19 protein-coding genes and 1 riboswitch are annotated in these 19,143 nt (G+C 36.8%); of the genes, 4 read left to right on the top strand and 15 right to left on the bottom strand.

Annotated elements, in window-relative coordinates:
• Nucleotides 1–10 precede the first annotated feature (10 nt).
• From AC3WSO_RS21795 to AC3WSO_RS21810, 4 genes are all read right to left on the bottom strand, one after another.
• Nucleotides 11–379, bottom strand: a complete 369-nt coding sequence (locus AC3WSO_RS21795) for an ion channel (protein ID WP_492533614.1) — start codon at nt 377–379, stop codon at nt 11–13.
• A gap of 212 nt (nt 380–591) precedes the next feature.
• A complete protein-coding gene (locus AC3WSO_RS21800; RefSeq protein ID WP_492533615.1) occupies nt 592–2,214 on the bottom strand; it encodes an S-layer homology domain-containing protein in 1,623 nt (540 codons plus the stop codon).
• Nucleotides 2,215–2,410: 196 nt separating this feature from the next.
• Entirely contained in the window at nt 2,411–3,577 is a 1,167-nt protein-coding gene (locus AC3WSO_RS21805) for an endonuclease Q family protein (RefSeq protein WP_492533617.1), read from the bottom strand.
• A gap of 73 nt (nt 3,578–3,650) precedes the next feature.
• The gene (locus tag AC3WSO_RS21810; protein WP_492533618.1) at nt 3,651–3,821 is read right to left on the bottom strand and encodes a hypothetical protein; all 171 of its coding nucleotides are present in this window, start codon (nt 3,819–3,821) and stop codon (nt 3,651–3,653) included.
• A gap of 150 nt (nt 3,822–3,971) precedes the next feature.
• Between AC3WSO_RS21810 and AC3WSO_RS21815 the strand changes: the two genes are divergently transcribed.
• The 3 genes from AC3WSO_RS21815 to AC3WSO_RS21825 all read left to right on the top strand — a co-directional run bounded on the left by AC3WSO_RS21815 (nt 3,972) and on the right by AC3WSO_RS21825 (nt 5,287).
• A complete protein-coding gene (locus AC3WSO_RS21815; protein ID WP_492533620.1) occupies nt 3,972–4,550 on the top strand; it encodes a TetR/AcrR family transcriptional regulator in 579 nt (192 codons plus the stop codon).
• Between the two features lie 69 nt (nt 4,551–4,619).
• Nucleotides 4,620–4,973 (top strand): DMT family transporter, encoded by a 354-nt coding sequence (locus tag AC3WSO_RS21820; RefSeq protein WP_492533621.1) that lies wholly within the window; start codon nt 4,620–4,622, stop codon nt 4,971–4,973.
• Entirely contained in the window at nt 4,973–5,287 is a 315-nt protein-coding gene (locus AC3WSO_RS21825; protein WP_079563631.1) for a DMT family transporter, read from the top strand. Before AC3WSO_RS21820 ends, AC3WSO_RS21825 begins: the two co-directional genes overlap by 1 nt.
• 594 nt (nt 5,288–5,881) lie before the next feature.
• Here AC3WSO_RS21825 and AC3WSO_RS21830 read toward each other — a convergent pair.
• Together AC3WSO_RS21830 and AC3WSO_RS21835 are read right to left on the bottom strand one after the other, a co-directional pair.
• Nucleotides 5,882–6,667, bottom strand: a complete 786-nt coding sequence (locus AC3WSO_RS21830; protein WP_492533623.1) for a heme ABC transporter ATP-binding protein — start codon at nt 6,665–6,667, stop codon at nt 5,882–5,884.
• A 6-nt stretch (nt 6,668–6,673) separates the two neighbouring features.
• Nucleotides 6,674–7,720, bottom strand: a complete 1,047-nt coding sequence (locus tag AC3WSO_RS21835; RefSeq protein WP_492533625.1) for a FecCD family ABC transporter permease — start codon at nt 7,718–7,720, stop codon at nt 6,674–6,676.
• Between the two features lie 259 nt (nt 7,721–7,979).
• Nucleotides 7,980–8,171, bottom strand: a riboswitch (cobalamin riboswitch).
• A gap of 166 nt (nt 8,172–8,337) precedes the next feature.
• Between AC3WSO_RS21835 and AC3WSO_RS21840 the strand changes: the two genes are divergently transcribed.
• On the top strand, nt 8,338–8,934 hold the full coding sequence (locus AC3WSO_RS21840) for a biotin transporter BioY (protein WP_492533626.1): 597 nt from the start codon (nt 8,338–8,340) through the stop codon (nt 8,932–8,934).
• A 299-nt stretch (nt 8,935–9,233) separates the two neighbouring features.
• Here AC3WSO_RS21840 and AC3WSO_RS21845 read toward each other — a convergent pair whose 3' ends face one another.
• The 9 genes from AC3WSO_RS21845 to AC3WSO_RS21885 form a co-directional block, all read right to left on the bottom strand.
• Complete coding sequence (locus tag AC3WSO_RS21845; protein WP_492533627.1) at nt 9,234–9,776, bottom strand: NADPH-dependent FMN reductase; 543 nt, start codon at nt 9,774–9,776, stop codon at nt 9,234–9,236.
• Between the two features lie 62 nt (nt 9,777–9,838).
• The gene (locus AC3WSO_RS21850; protein ID WP_492533629.1) at nt 9,839–10,456 is read right to left on the bottom strand and encodes a nitroreductase family protein; all 618 of its coding nucleotides are present in this window, start codon (nt 10,454–10,456) and stop codon (nt 9,839–9,841) included.
• Nucleotides 10,457–10,549: 93 nt separating this feature from the next.
• Entirely contained in the window at nt 10,550–11,527 is a 978-nt protein-coding gene (locus AC3WSO_RS21855) for a ring-cleaving dioxygenase (RefSeq protein ID WP_492533631.1), read from the bottom strand.
• A 51-nt stretch (nt 11,528–11,578) separates the two neighbouring features.
• Entirely contained in the window at nt 11,579–12,013 is a 435-nt protein-coding gene (locus AC3WSO_RS21860; RefSeq protein WP_492533633.1) for a MarR family winged helix-turn-helix transcriptional regulator, read from the bottom strand.
• A 157-nt stretch (nt 12,014–12,170) separates the two neighbouring features.
• Entirely contained in the window at nt 12,171–14,402 is a 2,232-nt protein-coding gene (locus tag AC3WSO_RS21865; protein ID WP_492533635.1) for an S-layer homology domain-containing protein, read from the bottom strand.
• 138 nt (nt 14,403–14,540) lie between these two features.
• The gene (locus AC3WSO_RS21870; RefSeq protein WP_492534452.1) at nt 14,541–15,830 is read right to left on the bottom strand and encodes a LysM peptidoglycan-binding domain-containing protein; all 1,290 of its coding nucleotides are present in this window, start codon (nt 15,828–15,830) and stop codon (nt 14,541–14,543) included.
• A gap of 120 nt (nt 15,831–15,950) precedes the next feature.
• On the bottom strand, nt 15,951–16,325 hold the full coding sequence (locus tag AC3WSO_RS21875; protein ID WP_492533636.1) for a hypothetical protein: 375 nt from the start codon (nt 16,323–16,325) through the stop codon (nt 15,951–15,953).
• A gap of 130 nt (nt 16,326–16,455) precedes the next feature.
• Nucleotides 16,456–17,187 carry a hypothetical protein gene (locus tag AC3WSO_RS21880; RefSeq protein WP_492533638.1) on the bottom strand — a complete coding sequence of 244 codons (732 nt, stop codon included), beginning with the start codon at nt 17,185–17,187 and terminating at the stop codon, nt 16,456–16,458.
• On the bottom strand, nt 17,180–18,517 hold the full coding sequence (locus tag AC3WSO_RS21885; RefSeq protein WP_492533640.1) for an AAA family ATPase: 1,338 nt from the start codon (nt 18,515–18,517) through the stop codon (nt 17,180–17,182). Before AC3WSO_RS21885 ends, AC3WSO_RS21880 begins: the two co-directional genes overlap by 8 nt.
• Nucleotides 18,518–19,143 lie beyond the last annotated feature (626 nt).

Here is a 19,143-nt window from a genome sequence, read left to right on the forward strand (position 1 = left end):
AACTGCTTTTTTATTTTTTCAGACGTTTTATTGCTTGTTCTTTCTTTTCTTCCTCAATTGTAAAATCGACTATTGACCTGCCGAGCATTAATAGCGTAATAAACATGACGCCTGTTCCAACGATTAAATAAATCATCGTAAATATCTTTGAAAAATTACTAGTAGGATACAATCCCGTCTCAACACCGGTTGGAATTAAACTCACTACTGCAAAATATATGGCATCAATCCAATACCACCCTTCCGTTCCTTTATAAAACATTGTCCCTGAAAGAATGATAAAAAATAATGTTGTAAACAAAGATAGAAACTGTGGACGCTTGAATGACTTCCACATGCCTACTAACAATCTTTTCGCAGATAAAATAAATGACAGCATCGCATTCTCCTTTGATCCATTTTCGCTTCAGCGTTATTACAATTCTAAATTGACTCATCATCAACTTATCCATATTGCATACTTTTCAACAAATTTCATCCCAACTTTTGATGATAACCACCTAAATTGTACTAGATATCCATTCAATAAAAATAACATATGTAAACATCTATAGGTAGAGGTTTCTATCCAGAGCCTCTACCTTGATTGTTTCACTTCTTTAATAAACTATTAAAATTCACAAATATTTTTGCTGCATGGCTACGCTTTGTCAAAGCCCCTGGTGAATATTTTCCTTCACTACCTATAATAATGCCTTGTTCATACAACATTGTTATTGCATGTTTTGTTTCTTCATCATAAGAGGCAATGTCAGAGAATGGTGCTTTTCCTTTCACAGCATAAGGTTGCTTTTGTTGATGTTCGTAAGCACGTCCAATCATTACCGCTAATTGAGCGCGAGTAACCGGCATTCCTGGGTTAAACTTCCCATCAATCCCCTTAATTAGCCCATATGCATAAGCTGCTGCAATTTCTGATTGCATCCCGGCATCATAGCTTGCGATATCTGTAAATGGTGCCTGTTCCTTTGTCGTTAAACCGAGACTTCTAACAAGCATCGTAGCGGCCTGTGCACGAGTAACATTTTGCTCAGGTCTAAACGTACCATCTGGATAACCGTTCATAATACCCGCTTCAGCTGCCTTCAATATAAACTCCTTTGCCCAATGATTTTCTATATCAGTAAAGCTTAAAGTTCTTCCTGTAGTAAAAGTAACTGTTGGACTTTGAACACTTTCATTCCCAGCCGCATCAACTGCTTTAACGGCTATCGTATACGCTGTATTCGCTATTAAATTATCCAAAGTTTTAGTGGGTATTGCAGCATCTTGTGTAAATGTTTGCTTACCGTTTACATATACTTTGTAACTAGTGACACCTACATTATCCTTTGCTTCCTGCCAGCTTATTTTTACCGTTGTACTATCCATCATGTTTGCTTGGATCGTTTTTGATACATCCCATAACGTACTTGTTTTAATTGCTGGTAAAAATGCCTCGTTCGCTACTGCTAAATATCCTGCTTCACTTAAATGAATATTATCAGGGTTTGGTAAATAGCTTGGAACATCTTTTGCTACAATATTGTATGTCGGTACAAAAATGGCACCTGCTTTTTCAGCAGTTGTTTTTATCGTTGCATTCATAACTTTTAATAGCATTTTAAATTGTTGCTGTACATCCTCACTATAGTACGGAAAAGAATTATAATAGCCCATCACATAAATTTGAGCATTAGGATTAAGCTTCTTAATTTCTTCTAAAATAGCAGCTATATTTTTTATTGCTCCCTGGGAAGCTTTTAGCATCATTGCTGCATTAATGCCTGTTGTCTGCGATTCTTCTAAAATAGGTATTAAATCATTGGCACCTACGGTTAGTGTAATAATTTCAGCCTCTTTAATAGATGTGCGAATCTTTACCTTCTCGCTTGGATAACCGAATCCTACCACTGACTTTTCCACATTATCTTGTATATCCTTTAATACATCATTCGTTGTATAGCCTGAATTGGCAAAACCCTTATTATAAGAAGTAATTAACCCATCTTGTTGTAAAGCTTGTGCAACAAAATCCGTGTAACCTAACCCGATCATACCAACCTCATTCATACCATGTGCTAAGGAATCACCCAGTGCTACATAATCTGCTTGAACTACCCAACTTGGCGCTATGTAGTCTCTTTGTTCCTCAGCATTTACACCTATTGGTACTACTAATTGACATGCCAGAATGCTAGCCGCTAAAAAACGAAATTTCTTTGATAATTGCACACTCTCACCCCTCCAATTTTTACTAATTACTATTTTAATATACAGGAGATGGAAATGGGCTAAAAAAGGATAATTGTTTTTTTAGTGTTCATCACCAAAAGTTGTGATGATATTTGTTAAAATGTACGCCATGTCTTCGTTCCGGCTGGGCGACTCCTTGGGAACAGTGAACTGTGCCAATGGTGATGAACCTTTTTTATTCCAGCTGAACCTTCCCATAAATGCCGCCACCACCCACTTCGATTGCCAATTGCCCCATTCTTGCTAAATCAATCATCTTGGCAATTTTATGTGGCACGATTTGTTCAAGTTGTTCTAGCGTAACTCGATGCAAGATGTTCATCTCTGTACCAAATGCTTGTACTAATCGTTCCATCATTTTCGGCCCTAATCCTGGAATAAAGTCTAGTGGTACTTGGTGAATATATGGTGGTCGTGCACGTTTATCAGTTACTTGTTCCGAAAGCTCCTTTATGCGTGTTGCAACCCCTTTTATAATTTGCGTGCTTTCACAGTTTGTACAAATTGTTGCCGAGTTGCTGAGTTGCTCACCACATTTTGCACAGACGGTTTGATGATATTTACCAAGCAAAGGATTTAAGCCATAGTTGGCTGTTACTGCTCGACCTTGTTGCTCATGAAGCGCCATCTTTAATTCTGTAAAGTTCGCATTAGAAAGTCTCAATTTTTGATACTCACGTGCAATTTTCCCAAGTGAATGTGCATCAGAATTGCTGACAAATGTATATGCTTGCAGCTCACTAATGTTACTCACCATATCAGTATTAGAGCTTAACCCAAGCTCTATCGCATCTATAAGCTGAGGGTCAAAAACTTCTGTTAAACTACGATGTACACCTTTACCGAACAAACTTTTAAATGGAGTAAAGACATGAGCGGGAATAAAAAGACCTCCTAATTCACGCACCTTTTGCTGCAATGTTCGCCCATCACAATAAATTCGCTGAGAGCTTAAATGAATATTTTTCATATGATTAGACATCCAGTTTGAAAATTCCCTCATAAGCGAAAGTGTTGGAAAATAAGTAAGCACATGGATGGGTCCAAGGCAATGCTGATCATAAATCTCAATTTCAGAACCTGGAATAAGTGTAGTTTCTTGAAAACGAAGTCCTCCCTGTTCCAGCTCCTTCAGTTCGCCCTGTTCTATCATCTTTTCCATTTCATCCATTACTTCTGGTGAATGACAATCAATAATCCCGATAATTTCTAGTCCCTTTTTTGTGCTTGAAATCTCTAAAATTCTCGCTAGTGTTAACGTTTTACTGCCAGTTATTTTAACAGCACGTCCACTTGAAGTGCGTCCAATATGAATATGTAAATCTGCATAGAAATCCTGCATCATTGTAACCCCCTATACACTCTTTAAGTGAAATAAAAAAACCCTACATTGCTGCAAGGCATTTTATTCGTAATTATGATGGATGATTGCTGTTAGTGCTATTATTTGACTCAAAGGCACCCGAGCCCTGTGATGGCATCGTTGAAGAATCATATGCTACTAAGGTCACTCCAATGTTCTTTTCTAACTCATTAATTCTTTTAAGCTGTTGCTGATCTAGTTGCGCAATCTTTATCTCTTCCATTTTTTCATCAAATCCTTTCACGAATAAAGTTCCCTAAATAAGAAACATATATACACAGAAAAAATGACTGATTGTCAGTCATTTTTTTATTGACTTTGTTTAAGCTATTTTGTAACATAATAAATAAGCAGGCTAAAAGCGAGGGATTCCATGTCAAAAGAAGAGAAAATTATTCAAGCTGCAATTGAAGTTTTTCGTGAAAAAGGAATTGAAAAGACTAAGGTTTCAGATATCGTAAAAGCGGCGGGTATTGCGCAAGGGACATTTTATCTTTATTTCCCATCACGGCTTTCAGTTATGCCAGCCATTGCAAAAGTTATGGTTGAGAAAATTATTGCTGCTATAAACGATGGTATTTCAACACAGGCACCTTTTGCAAAGCGGCTTGAAAAGTTAGTAGATATTGTTTTTTCACTAACAGAGGAATATCGAGATGTATTTGCACTTATCTATGCCGGTATTACACAAACCGAGCATATGAAAGAATGGGAAAATATATATGCTCCCTATTACGAATGGATGAATAATTTCTTATACGAAGCTCAACAAGAAGGAACAATACGCGAATCTTTAAACACTACACGTTCTTCTAAACTTATCATCGGTCTAGTAGAATCTGCTGCTGAACAAATTTATTTGTACGATGACATTGAAGAAGAAACAATTAGACTTCAAAAGCTTGAGCTCCTCAACTTTTTACATCATGCACTCGATTTACGTCACGCCTAAGTGACGTTCTCTTTTACACTAAAATGACTGATTGTCAGTCATAATCTTGGATAAATGAAAGGAATAACTATGCAAAAAGATTGGATTTATGTTGGATTAACTAGTTTGTTTGAGTTGTTTTGGATATTTGGTTTTAATGTTGCCAGTGCTTGGTGGCATTGGATTATTATTGTGTCCTTAATTGCGTTGGATTTTCATTTCTTGTCGAAGGCTTGTGAAAACCTACCTACTGGCACAGTTTATGCGACTTTTGCAGGGGTCGGTGCGATTGGTACTACATTAATGGACATTTTTATTTTCGACGGTGAGTTTAATACGATTAAAGGAATTTTCATGTTTATTTTAGTATTAGGTGTTATTGGTCTTAATTTAGCTGATAATCCTTCAAAAGAGTATGAAGAAAAGAAAGGAGCTAATGCATAATGGGCTGGTTACTTGTTTTATTAGCCGCAATTTCAGAAATTATCGGTGTTGTAGGTTTACGCTTTTATAGTCAGAACAAAACTATACGTAATTTATTAATATATGTAGGCGGCTTTGGTATGTCCTTTGTGCTTTTATATACATCCTTTAACTATCTACAGTTAAGCATTGCCTATGTAGTGTGGATTGGTATTGGTACAGTTGGGGCTGTTCTCGTGAATATTATATTCTTCGGTGAATCTAAAAACCTGACTCGAATTATTAGTATCATCGCCATTATCATTGGTGTAGCAGGTTTAAAAGCAGTATCTTAATTTAACTTCAATTCTCAGTAAGGTAAATGAGTCATTAAGCTTATAGCCCATTGGCAAAGCGAGGGGTTGATTTCCGTTCCGACTGGGCGCTTTGTAGCTGACGCTTCTCTTTCGCACAGTTCAAACATTGTAGCTGACGCTTCTCTTTCGCGCAGAGCAGAGCTTCCTGGGGGCGTCCGATGAGCAGCCGCTTGGGGCAACAGGATGTTGGTCACGAAGGCGTTATCACAGGACGTGATGCTCTTAGCCTTCGTTCCCCTACTTGCTCGCTCCAGGGTTTTGGCCCAACAGATGTTTTTTGCGCAAAAGCGTAGTGCTAACGAAGCGGCAGCGAGTCACGGAGGCGTTGCCACAGGGTGTGATGGTTTTAACCTTCGTGACTCTATTGCTGATCCCCAAGGAGTCGCCCAGTCGTAACGAAGATCAACCACAATTTATAGAGATAAAAAGAAACCCCAGCATTGTTTATCTAAGCGAGAGCGAAGCGTCAGCATATGTTTTATCTGTGCGAAAGCGTAGCGACAGCAACAACAAATTTTTCACTTTTCTATATACATTTTTACTTTCAAATCTCTCCATAACAATATGTATCAATCATTTAACTTCCTTCGTGAATTGCTCTGGGATATACGTTAAATATGGCTTACCTGTAAGTGGATGTGTTTGAATATCGGCATAAACCCCAAATACATCTTTTAATAATGCCGGTGTAAGTACTTCTTCTGGCGTGCCAAAACAAACTATTCGACCTTGCTGTAAAACATAAATTTGATCGCAATACATAGCCGCAATGTTTAAATCGTGGATTGCAGCAACAACTGTTAATTGTAAGGTTTGGATTAGATCCATAAGCTGCAATTGATGCTGAATATCTAGATGATTTGTTGGCTCATCTAAAATAAGCACTTGTGCTTGCTGAGCAAGAGCACGGGCAACCATCACACGCTTTTTTTCGCCACCCGAAAGAGAATTATAGCTACGTTTCTCTAAATGAGCGATACCCGTTTGCTTCAGTGCATCCTTTACGATTTGAAAATCTTGCTCTTGATCAAGCTCCAATAGTTTTTTATGAGGTGTTCTCCCCATACTCACTAAATCATGCACTGTAAAATCGAATAAGACCGGTGTTTCTTGACTCACAACTGCTAGATTTTTAGCTATGTTTTTACTCGATTGCTTTAGAATATCTTGTTCATTTAATAACACTGTTCCACTTTCTGGTTTTAATAAACGATACATATTCTTTAATAGCGTTGACTTCCCACTACCATTAGGACCGATCAACCCAACAAATTGCTTGTCCTTTATTTGAACATTTACTTCATGTAATATGCGTTCATTAGAAATGGAGAATGATATTTGTTTCGCTTCTAATGTCATATATTTTTAATCTCCTTCACCGAAAGAATAATTGTTACGACGTAGCAGCCAAATGAAAAATGGACCTCCACAAAAAGCCGTGATAATTCCTATCGGCATTTCCTCAGGGGCAATTAATATTCGAGCAAGTGCATCTGCCCAAACTAAAAAGATCCCCCCTAATAATGCGCTAATCGGTATGACATACTTATGATTTGAACCTACAATTAGCCGTACAATATGTGGAATGATTAAACCAACAAATCCAATTGAGCCACTTACAGCAACTAGCACACCCGTTAATAATGATACTAATAAAATAAGCTGTATTCGAAATTGTTGTAAGTTAACCCCTAATGTAACTGCTGCTTCTTCTCCAAGAAGTAATAAATTTAAGCTGCGATAGTTGAGCCATAACAAGGCAAATACTACAAAAAAAATGACTGCCGGAATTACAAGAATACTCCATTTCGCACCTGCTAGGCTTCCTAGCATCCAAAACATGACTGCCTTCATTCCCCCCTCTTGCTTCGACAGCATTAAGATAAAATTTGAAATAGCAGATAAAATAAATGACACCGCCATCCCTGAAAGTAAAAGTCGAAAGACGGACACTCTACCGCCAATATGTGATAAGAAAAAAACTAACCCCATTGCTGTGAGAGAGCCTAAAAAAGCTGATACGGAAAGAGCATAAACGCCCAGAAATGAAAAGGCACCTAAAATGATGACAGCTGTGGCACCAACCGTCGCTCCAGAAGAAATCCCTAAAATATATGGTTCTGCAATTGAATTACGAACGAGTGCCTGAATAGCTGCTCCTGCAATTGCCAAGCCTGCTCCGACGATAGCAGCGAGTAATACACGAGGAGCCCTTATTTGCCAAATGATAATTTCCTGTGAACGACTCCAATCTTGTTCGATTGAGCTTTGTATAATAGGAATTTTAGAAAGGATAACCTTCCATACATAAAGTGGTGTAACGGAAACCGATCCAACCATAATTGCAATAGTCATTGAAATTATAAGTACTAGAAGAAGGGTCATTGAAAGTAACATAAATTTTCTATTCATCTGTTTATTAACTCCTAATCACTAAACATTAATTTCATCTAGACGTAACTGTAGCTGATACTTTGCTAACATTTACAGTACGAAGATAAATGAAAGAAAAAAGGGTATTCCATGCAAATGCGCATGGAAATACCCTAGAATCAATTATGCCTGGCATAATTGCGTCTTTCAGCGTGTGTTTGGACACCTCTAAAAGAGATTAAACAAAGTTAGATTTACTCCTACTATTGTCCGTAATCGCTTTCATCCTCGTGGGCATTACAGGAATAACTAAATGGCAGGTCTCCTGGCTTCGAATCAATGTACCTATGATTGCCTTCCCATTCTAAAACAGTGGCTAAATCATCATAGAACTCCTCGTTACAGTTGCGGGACAGCGTCGGATTTGCACCGATTTCCCTTTTAAGTGACACATTGTACAAGATGTCACACCATTAGTATCGAATGATTTAAAATTATGACAATTCTATCATATATTTCAATAGTTAGTCTATACTATCAATCATTTATCAAGTCACGAAACACCTTTACGTTAACTAAAAGAAATAATCAAGTTGACACAAAAACTTTATTTTTTTACACTATTATTATCAACTTTACTTTTTAGGGGTGAAATAATGACAACCGTTGCGGAACATACACATCAAAAATTAAGAACAGTAGATATTGCATACATTGGACTATTTTCAACATTAATGATGATAGGAGCTAATATTACGTCCATTGTACCTTTCATGGTTGTTGGCGGAGTACCGATCACATTGCAAACATTTTTTGCTATTTTAGCGGGACTTATTCTCGGTAGTAGAAAAGGGGCTCTCGCTTGTACTGTTTATATGTGCATCGGTTTAGCAGGCGCACCTGTATTTGCACGATTCAGCGGAGGCTTTGGACAAATTTTAAGTCCTACATTTGGTTTCATTGTCACTTTTATATTAGCTGCATTTGTCGCAGGGCTTATTGTAGAGCGCAGTGGAACGAAGAAAAGCTATGTAGTTGCTGCATTAGTTGCAACTGCAATTAATTATTTACTAGGGACAAATTGGATGTATTTTGCCTATAAGCTATGGGCTAGTGCGCCTGATGCTTTCAATTATAAAATAGCATGGCTTTGGATGATGCCCCCTTTGCCAAAGGATATTATTTTAGCTATATTCGCGGGTATTTTTGCATACCGTCTTCAAAAAGTTTTAAAAATAATCCCAATTAAATAAAGAGATAAAAAAACTGTCCAAAAGTATATAGCGTACTTAATTGGACAGTTTTTGGTTCATCACCAAAAGTTGTGGATGACTTTTGTTAAAACGTATACTATGCAAATAGTTGATTGTAGTGGAGACTGGGCGACTCCTCGGGGATCTGCAATAGTGGAACGAAGGCATGTTTTAACTGCGCGAAAGCGAAGCGGCAGCGGCAAATGTTTTAACTGCGCGAAAGCGAAGCGGCAGCGGCAAAGCACCCAGTCGGAACGAAATCAACCACACGTTTTGGTGCTGATCCCAGTTTTTTATTTTTAAACGTATTTTTTCATCCAGTTTAAGAAGTTATCAATAACTACATCTAGGAATTTGATAGTACCCTCATCTGTTAAATTGCCTTCAGCATCAAATTTAGTGTGTACTGCACCAATATAAACATCATTGCCACTAAGTAAAGGTGAATTTACTCCAGGTGAGAATAAAATATCTCTTAAGTGTAATTGTGCTTTAACAGTCCCTAAGTTACCCATAGATGCGCCCATCATGAATGATGGCTTGCCAATCATTACTTTATCAACGCGAGATAACCAATCGATGGCGTTAACCATAACACCTGGCACTGTACCATTATATTCTGGAGTCAGCCAAAGAACTGCATCCGCCTCTTTTACTTTTGCTTTAAAATTTAATACTGTTTGCGGTGCTTCATTTTCGATATCTTGGTTATACATTGGTAAGTCATTTAAGCTTAATACTTCAAGATCCAATTTCTCCGCATAACGCTTTTGAATAAATTTCGCTAACTGCAGATTATAAGATTCTTTACGGATACTACCTACGATTGCTACTACTTTCACAATATTTCCTCCTAAATGTGCATTAAATTTATTTTTGTAAAGCACTTTCATTTTATACCGACCTAATAATAGGTTGCAAATTCCTCAACTGGTTTACGATAACCACGCAAGCGGCGACTACTTTCTTTTTCCTTACCAATTGTAATCATTAGCACAATTTCTTGTGTTTCCGGGACATTAAAAAGGGCTCTCATTTGTTGCTGATCAAAGCCAATCATTGGACATGTATCCCATCCACGATTTTTGGCTGCCAACATAAATAACATAGCTGAAAGTGAAGCGTTACGAATGGCTTCCGCTTTCTTAAACTCCTCGCCGCGTTCTTCATAAAATTTTGTATTTTCTTCGACAAGATTTTCTAACTCACAAGCATTAATAATGCCTAAGTCTACCATCCCTTGACTAAGGTTAGCAGTATTTTTATAGGCTTCTTTATCTCCTAAAACCAGTATAACCGCTGAGGCTGAGTGCACTTTATATTGCCCGTATGCCGCTTCTCTTACTTTTTCTTTTTTTTCTTCATCTAAGACAACGATGTAATTAGCATGCTGTAAATTAAAGGCAGATGGAGCAAGTTTGACATCCTCCAAAATGGGACGTATATCTTCTTCGCTCATCTTAATGCCCTCTATAAAATTATTTGCAGAACGACGTTTATCTATTACCTTTACAAATTCCATCCAATTGACCTCCAATCATTTTCTTTTAAAATATGTAATTTCCATTCAGCGAGGCTTGTGTTTCTCTACTGAATGGAATGAAAAGTATTACTCTTATTCTTTATCGAACGTAATCGTACTTCTTACAGTATCTATAGGGCGAACAAGCTCTTCAATTTGTGCACGCTTTGGCTCTAAAAACGGTGGCAACGATAATTTTTCACCTAATGTTTCATAAGGCTCATCCCCCATAAATCCTGGGCCATCAGTAGCTAGCTCAAATAAAATTTGAGGTGCAACTCGCGCATAAAGGGATTCAAAGAAGTGACGGTTTACATAACCTGAAGTATGGAAGCCAAAGCTTTCAAATCGTTCAGTCCATTCATCTAATACAGCACGATCCTCTACGCGGAATGCCGCATGATGCACTGTACCGAAGCCTTGACGAGCTACTGGTAAAACTGCGTTAAACTCTACAACGATTTGTGCACCGTTTCCGCCTTCACCAACCTCAAATAAATGGAAATCTCCTTCCTCTGCAATTTCTGTAAAGAGCATCACTTTTTCTAGCACCTCTTTGAAATATTTTAAATTAGCAACTCTTACAAAAACCGGACCTAAGCCTGTAATTGCATATTCTAGAGGAATCGGTCCATCTTGCCATGGAGTGCCTGATGCAACGCCTGTATTGTTTTCATCAGAAATAAGTTGATATTGCTGATCATCAAAATCAACGAATGATAAAGTTTTCTTGCCAAATTGCTCTTGAATACCTGTATGTTTAACATTTAATCGATCAAAACGTTTTTCCCAATAGTCCAATGCCGCATCTGTAGGCACGCGGAATGAAGTTTTGGAAATTTCATTCGTCCCATGCACACCTTTTGGGATGTTTGGGAAATCGAAAAATGTCATATCAGTACCAGCACTACCTTTATCATCTGCAAAGAATAAATGATAAGTTTGGATATCATCCTGATTAACTGTTTTTTTCACTAATCGCATCCCTAACACATAAGTAAAGAATTTATAATTCTCTTCCGCACTACTTGTAATAGCAGTAACGTGGTGAATTCCTTTTAAATGATTCATTTTATGCTCCTCCTATTTATCTCGATTTCGAGATATATACGTAAAATTTTTTTATTTTTTATCTGCGTTTAAACCAACCTTTTTTAAAGACAGGATCATTGTGTCCATCTCCTGTTGATCTAATACTTCGAAAATCTCATTAATTTTTTGTTCATGTTTTGGAAATATTTCTTCCATCAATGTTTGTCCTTCATATGTTAATAAAACATATGTGACACGACGATCCTTTGGGCAAGCACGTCGATACACAAAACTTTTTTGTTCGAGCTTATCAATAACATACGTAATACTACTGCTTGCAATTAAAATTTTCTTTCCAATCACTTGAATTGGTTGCTCACCATGGTGATATAAAAACTCAAGTACTGAAAATTCGGTTTGATTTAAATCGTATTGAAGTAAATCTCTCTTTGTTGCATCCTGAATCGTTTGATACGCCCGGAACAATACCGTAAAAGCTTTTAAATTACGATTATTTTCCTTCATACGACTCCCTCTTTCCACTTACTTCGAATTTAATTATCTCTAATTCGAGATAATAATAACATATAAGCTGCTAATCAGCAATCCTTTTTACTATAATCACAAAAAAGGCATCCCCCTAAAATCAGGCGATGCCCTTTCATGTATAAATTATAGATTATTAATAGTAATGACGACCGCTGCTGTTTTGTTCAAAGGCAGCCTTTGCTAGACGAATTGTAGATATAGCTAAATCTGCATACGTCACTTTCTCAGTAGCATTGAATTTATTTTGCTGTCCATCTATTAGTCCCATTGCACTCGCTAAAGCAACATAACCTGAGTACGCTGGGTCAATTGAGCTTGCATCAGTAAAGTTTAATTTGTAAATGTCACTATGCTTAGCAGCACTCTCTAATTTTAGTACACGAACTAACCATTCGGCAAGCTCTTGACGAGTCAATGCAGTATCTACTGCAAATTGATCTGCAGGCTTTAAAATGCCCATTGTTACAGCTTGTTCAACAATTCCGTATAATGGATGCTTTTTGTCAATATTATCGAAGGATTGCTTATCTTTGTCTCTTCCATACGAACCGAAATCATATTCGTATGATAATGATTTAACTAAAATTTTCAAAGCTTCTCCCTTTGTTACGGCTGTATCAGCATTAAAGTTAGCTAGGTCTTTAACCTCTAACACGTTTTGGCGTAATAAATAAGTTAATTCTCCTCCAGCTGTAGGATGTGAAATGGCTGGTTTTTCTTTAGAATCATCAACTTTTAGAAGCCATTCACCAGTTGTTGCATCAATAATATTGAACAAGCTTCCATTATAAACCGGAGAGTATACTAAATCATAGTGGTGATTATCCTCGCCATCCTGTTTTGCATACTGTAGCTCCAATTTCAGCCCCTCATTGAACATTGCCTTTGCTTTATCAGCAGGAATAGCTTTGTTTACAGACGGCCAATTATCAATCTTGCGATTATTAACATTTAAAGAACTTAATTTTCCATCTGCACTGATACCAACGTAAATTTCATCCCCTACTACGGCAATGCCATTAACAATACGTGGGAAGGAGAAGTTATACTGTTTGCTGTATGTGTCATATTCTACATCTTCTATTGGTTTTGAATAGTTATGAATATATGACGGAGCCCACTCTTTTAAGTAGTCTATCGCTTTTGTTAATGCAGCATCTTTTGAAATTGGTTCTACTTTATCATCTATCTGCATGAATTCTCTACTTGTATCCCAGAATTTTGTAATCTCACCTGTTGCCTTGTTCACTTCTAGTGAACTGCCTGTGCCATAATTACCGAGATCATACATATAATTCACATCATAAATTGTTTCTCCATTTTCGTTTTCTCTTTCATTAACCGAATGAATTTGTAACTTGGCTTTGTCTGAATCAACTTTTAAAATAAACTTAGCTAACTCTTCAACTTCTGCTAATGTAATACCATTTTTTTTAGGTGCAAGTGGTTGCGATACAAGTTTTTCTACACCTTTTGCCTTTGGTACTTGAGAAGTGAAACCATTCATTGTTTGCCACTGCCCATTTATTGCATGTACACCATTGAAGCCTGTTGGTGGCATATACGCAAGCTTAGCAATAGCTTCGCCTGTTTGGTAGTTATAGTCAACCATATAACGTAACTCAACTGGCAGATTTTCTCGAACCTGTGCAAGGATGTCAGACTCATTCTTTTTCTGATCTAAGTTATCGAATGTTGCCTTGCTAGTTGATTCAGTATTACGATACATACTTGTAACTTCACCATTTGCTAGAACTGTAATATTGATAAACTCATCCCTAAGTGACACACCATTTTGTGTAGGCGAGTACATGAATGAATATGATATTGGTTCGGATAAAGGTCTACTATAACTAAAACCAAAGTCAATATATCTATTGTCTTCACGAAGCTTGTAATTCGCAGTGCTCGGCAATTTCTTTAATAAGTCTTGAGCAACTTTCTTTGCTTCACCCTCTGAATACTTCACTGGGTACAATGCTTCCGCTAAATTGACAGGCTGATAGTTGAAGTTTTCTAATTCCAAATCTTCGCCTTTAAAAGTAAAATCACCATAAATGTCTTTGCCATTGATTGTCTTACTAAAATTCAATTCATAGCGTATCGTTTTGTCATCACTAAAGTAGTGCGCTTCCCCCATTGAGAAATCTTTCTCTGTTGCAAAATTGAACTTGTCTGGGAATATTGTATTCAATTGCTTAATAAGCATACTTTTTGTTACTTTTGTTTCTGTTGAAGAAACTTGAATTGCAATTCTCTCTTGTGGTTCTTTTACATCTGCCGAAGCTTGTGCCATTGGCGAAATTACACCCACAGAAAATGCAGTAGACGCTAGTATGATACCTAACTTTTTAAACTTATCCAAAATATACCTCCTAAAATATCATTTTCCATAATTATAATATATATTTCCATAAATGGAAACTCTGTTTGCGGATTATTAATATTTATGAGAAAAGGGAATGAGCTCCTTTTGCAACGAAATATTTACTCCTTAAGATTCTCATTTCTTTACTACATCAAAGTTTGATTCGATCAATAGCCAATTTTGCGGGAACGGTAGACCTAATTTCCAATAGCCTACTCCTCTAAGATTGTACCTTTTGATTAAATTGAACTTCGCTTGAATGGATCTTGCATCCTCGAACCACACCACATGTGCTCTACCTTGCTCATCATAGTATTCAAAGAACGGAGCTTGAGATCTCAAATCAAACTGAATAGCAGCATTATATTTTTTAGCAATTTCAATTGCTCTTTGTGGACTAATTGCTTCTGCATTCGGGCCTCCCTGTACAATAGGCAGCGTCCAGTTATACCCATATAAATTCTGTCCAAGTATAATTTTGTTCCGTGGTATCTCACTTACTGCATATTTAACAACCGCTTCTACCTCTGGAAGTGGCGATACTGCCATAGGCGGTCCTGCAGAATATCCCCATTCATAAGTCATTAACATAACAAAATCCACTATTTCTCCATGTGCTTTATAATCATGCCCCTCCGTCCACGGACCTCGCTCACTAGCACTTGTTTTTGGAGCTAGTGCTGTCGATACGGTATACCCCTCTGGATGGAATCGACTCACCGCTCTCCTTAAAAAATTGTTATACGCTTCTCGTTGATCACCCGGCAAATTCTCAAAATCGAAATGAATATCTTTAACGCTTCCTAAACGCTTTGCCTCTTCAAGAATATTATTAAAAAGTAAATCCTGTACTGCTGTACTTTGAAAAATATCTCTCGCTAAATCACCGCTAAAACTAAAATTCTCCAAATTTGAGACAACCATTGCTAGAGAAGCTCCTGTATCGTTAGTAATTTGCGTCACCCCTTGACTCGGAGGACTCTTAAGCGTTCCATCTCGCCTTGCCTCATAGCTAAATAAAGCAAGATAGGTTAAAAATGGCCCTGCTTCTCTCGCTTGTCTCAATAATGCCTCACTAACGAATGTCCCTCTCGGCTCTAAATATGCCAATGTTTCAGCTTTTGTTTTTGGTTGAGGTGGAATATAAAGTCGCATACCTATTGATAAAGGCTGACTCGGACTGATATTGTTGACTTGAGCAAGTGTTAAATAATTAATGCCAAAGCGTTGGCCGATTGAATATAGACTATCCCCTGACTGAACATAATAAAAATTTCCGACAATCGGTATTACAAGCGCTTGCCCAACGACTAATCGATTCGGTTCAGGAATTTGATTGGCATTTACAATACTTTGAACTGTTGTCCCATACGCCTGCGAAATAACCCATATGGACTCCCCTGCCCGTACAACATGTATTTGAATGGCAGTGCCTCCTTCTAGCTTGATAAAATCACACCTATAAAGCTTATGAATTAAGAAAGGAAAAGATGTCATTACTAAGTAAGCACAGATTCCCTAAAACAAAAAAAGATCCATCGCTTGTTACAGCGAATGAACCTTATTTCCATTAATTTTTTTATAGTATTTATGACACGCTCGATAATAGAATATAAATAAAAAATAAGCAAACACCTGAAGTAAAGAACCTATAAAATGGACATTTTCTCGCATACTTGTATCAACATTTACTGAAAATGCCTGCATGATAAAACCGCAAAGCATAAATGCCATGAATTTCTGGTATGTTTTAAATGTTTTAACTTCAAGAGGTTTATTATTATGAATGTGTAATAATAATTGAAAAACCCAATACATAAAGATGATGAATAAAAATTGCATAAACTGTACACCAATTTCCTCTAGTATACTATAGCCTAGCCATTGACCTAGCTCTAAGATAAATGACATTACCGTCAAAATAAAGCTTTAAATTATGTCAGCGACAAAGCGAGTAGCCTGGAACGGAAATCATCATTCACAAAGTTTACCTTAGCCATTTTGTTTTTCAGCACTATGCACTGCCCTCCACTGAACATCGGAGGGGATTTTATTGTACATCTGATTTAATCATCTCAAATAATAACGGTACATTCGTTCCGCGTTGTAAAGAATTGCAGCCCTCCATTAAAAATGACCAGCTCATTTTCATTTTTTCTTTATACGGAAGCTCTGCATTCACTGGAAGATAGTCTTTTAAAAACTCTTCTATGGAACTCGATAAATTGTCCATAAATTCATCTGCCTTTTGCACCTTTTCCGTTGCTATTTCATTGCGCTCATTCCAAAGTACATGCTCTAAGTTTGTCGAAAAATAAAATAGCTGGTACGGTATTCTTAATCGCTGAATGCTAAAATGATCATTCGCTACAAGGATTTTGGCATTATTCGCCTTCATTTCATTTCGTTGCTCGATTTGTTCCTTACGCTTCTCATTTTTTACCAATATTGAATCTTCTGTATAGTATAGTTTTTGCTCAATATCTTCCTTCACTTTGACAAATTCGGGGTCAATAAAACAACCGTCTGCATCGGTAATATGAACGACAGCAGTTAAATCCTTCGCTAAAAACTTATACTTTTGCAAATAGTTCTGAATCACTCGCGTAACACTATTTTTAATATTAGGTATCCTTTTATTGGCATCCCATTTCGTTAAAATATCCTCCCGCTGTACATCGAAACGAATCGTAGAATTTGCAAAATGTTCATCTAGATAATCCTCTAAAACAATTTGCTCCGTCTGCCCCTCTACAATGATTAAAAGAACCTTTCTAGTCACGCTTGACACCTGCTTTTCTAAAGGCACGCTTAATTTTAAATATCTTCGTTTCTTTATAAACCTCTTCGTCCTGTCCACCCAACTGAATTGCACGTAGATAAACATCTCGAGCATTATTTACCTCTTTAATACCTTTTAGCTGCATATAACGACGTTCCTCGTTCGTTGTCGTAAACCATAAGTTTTTAATAGCAAGCACCTCTAACACGCGTAAATTATGAGACGTAAAAATAAGCTGGCCTTTTCCGTCCTCATCAATCACTGTTAACAACTCGCCTAATAAATATTCAAAAACACCAGAATCTAATTCATCAATTACTACACAAGCATTTGGGTTATTATAAACGGCAATGAGCACACTGAGTACAGAAATAATTTTCAAAATTCCTTCCGACTCTGTCCGTAGTGGTAATACGCGCTCCCCTCGCTGTGATAAAAATTCAAAACGGACACCTTTTTCTCCATTATCCATCGTTTGTTTTGTAATGACATTAATCTTAATAGTCAGACCCGGAATAATTGCTGATAATACACGATTACTTTGTTCTATTACTTCACATAACACATTAAACGTATCCTCTGGCAATAACGCTGGTCCTTTCAAATTGTAAGGGATAGAACCACGAGTTTTTTCTAGATGGATACTAAATGGCATGCTGCGCTCCTCAAATAATGGTGCGATATTTTGATTATTAACAACATGTAGATCTCGATTAAAATCTATTGCTAAATTATGAAGTAATTGCATTTCTAGCTCTGACAATCTGGCTTGTAATAATGGCTTTAAATCTTTGTGAAAGATAAAGGACGTATATTGTTTTTTAGATAGTTGATGAATGACTAGTAATTGGATGCGTGTTTTTTCATTCATATCAGAAAGATTTGCTTTACGTAGTTGTATGTCTTCCTCTGTAATATTAATTAGAATCTTTGAACGCTTACCTTTCTCATTCTCTCTGTAAGCTATACGTTCAACCGTTGTATACAGTCTGTTTTGATCTTCTTGTAACTCTACATAATAATTGAGAAAAAAAGTGCCAAATGGATTTTCTACAAGAAACTCGAACTCAATACTTGCCGAATCCTCTCCTGCCATAATTAATCTCTTTTCCTGAGACGGTAATTTTATTTCAGTAATCCAGCCGGAGATCAGTGCCTTTAACAAGCCAAATGCATCAACAATAGTTGTTTTCCCTGAACCGTTTTGTCCGTATAAACCTACAACGTTAGCTTTAAAAAATGTCTCAAAATTCACCGCTAAAACAATTTCACCATGTCGTACATTTCGTAAATTTTGTATCTTAATTTTCTTGATTTTTATAATGGCCATTTATCTAAACATCCTTCAAATAATATTTTCTTCTATTATAATTAAATTTGATATATTTTATAACATTTTCTACTTTAACGAAGTATATTTTATTAATTACTTTTACCTAGTTTAATGCCTACGACGGTCATAATAGTAGGCATAGTTGGACAAGAAAAACGAAGAAAGGTGTGTTTCATTGGTCAATCCTAATTCAAAACCCGACGATGTTGATGTTAACATTCCACTTCATCCCATCATGCCTTCTGGTAGTCCATTACCGTATCCGCCACGCCCCCCGCAACTTCCAATGTCATATCAAAATGGACAATGGCCTGGTTTAAACCTACCAGGAATCTAGATTCTCAACCTAATAAAAGTTCAATACAAATGACTAAAAAGGCTATTCAGAACTTCAAATACGACCTAATGGATAACCTTTTTATCTATTAAAAGAAAATTATTATTGATTCAATATGTCACACAACAGAATTAAAGCTAGTGTCAAACCATTATGAAAAGAAATTGCATATAAACCACCACCCCTAAGCTACATATCTTTGTGAAAAGCCAGCTTTTTTCAGCGATTTCTATCTGTATCAGCAAGTCTAAATATTCACTAAAGCACAAAAAGCACTTCTCAAATT

The organism is Lysinibacillus sp. EB106-09-02-XG168, from assembly GCF_058791475.1.

What these genes read in the sequence shown, in the direction of transcription:
- AC3WSO_RS21805 (WP_492533617.1), bottom strand. Translation starts at nt 3,577, where the DNA reads ATGCAGGATTTCTATGCAGATTTACATATTCATATTGGACGCACTTCA.
- AC3WSO_RS21885 (WP_492533640.1), bottom strand. Translation starts at nt 18,517, where the DNA reads ATGGCCATTATAAAAATCAAGAAAATTAAGATACAAAATTTACGAAAT.
- AC3WSO_RS21810 (WP_492533618.1), bottom strand. Translation starts at nt 3,821, where the DNA reads ATGGAAGAGATAAAGATTGCGCAACTAGATCAGCAACAGCTTAAAAGA.
- AC3WSO_RS21820 (WP_492533621.1), top strand. Translation starts at nt 4,620, where the DNA reads ATGCAAAAAGATTGGATTTATGTTGGATTAACTAGTTTGTTTGAGTTG.
- AC3WSO_RS21855 (WP_492533631.1), bottom strand. Translation starts at nt 11,527, where the DNA reads ATGAATCATTTAAAAGGAATTCACCACGTTACTGCTATTACAAGTAGT.
- AC3WSO_RS21795 (WP_492533614.1), bottom strand. Translation starts at nt 379, where the DNA reads ATGCTGTCATTTATTTTATCTGCGAAAAGATTGTTAGTAGGCATGTGG.
- AC3WSO_RS21835 (WP_492533625.1), bottom strand. Translation starts at nt 7,720, where the DNA reads ATGAATAGAAAATTTATGTTACTTTCAATGACCCTTCTTCTAGTACTT.
- AC3WSO_RS21840 (WP_492533626.1), top strand. Translation starts at nt 8,338, where the DNA reads ATGACAACCGTTGCGGAACATACACATCAAAAATTAAGAACAGTAGAT.
- AC3WSO_RS21860 (WP_492533633.1), bottom strand. Translation starts at nt 12,013, where the DNA reads ATGAAGGAAAATAATCGTAATTTAAAAGCTTTTACGGTATTGTTCCGG.
- AC3WSO_RS21825 (WP_079563631.1), top strand. Translation starts at nt 4,973, where the DNA reads ATGGGCTGGTTACTTGTTTTATTAGCCGCAATTTCAGAAATTATCGGT.
- AC3WSO_RS21830 (WP_492533623.1), bottom strand. Translation starts at nt 6,667, where the DNA reads ATGACATTAGAAGCGAAACAAATATCATTCTCCATTTCTAATGAACGC.
- AC3WSO_RS21850 (WP_492533629.1), bottom strand. Translation starts at nt 10,456, where the DNA reads ATGGAATTTGTAAAGGTAATAGATAAACGTCGTTCTGCAAATAATTTT.
- AC3WSO_RS21815 (WP_492533620.1), top strand. Translation starts at nt 3,972, where the DNA reads ATGTCAAAAGAAGAGAAAATTATTCAAGCTGCAATTGAAGTTTTTCGT.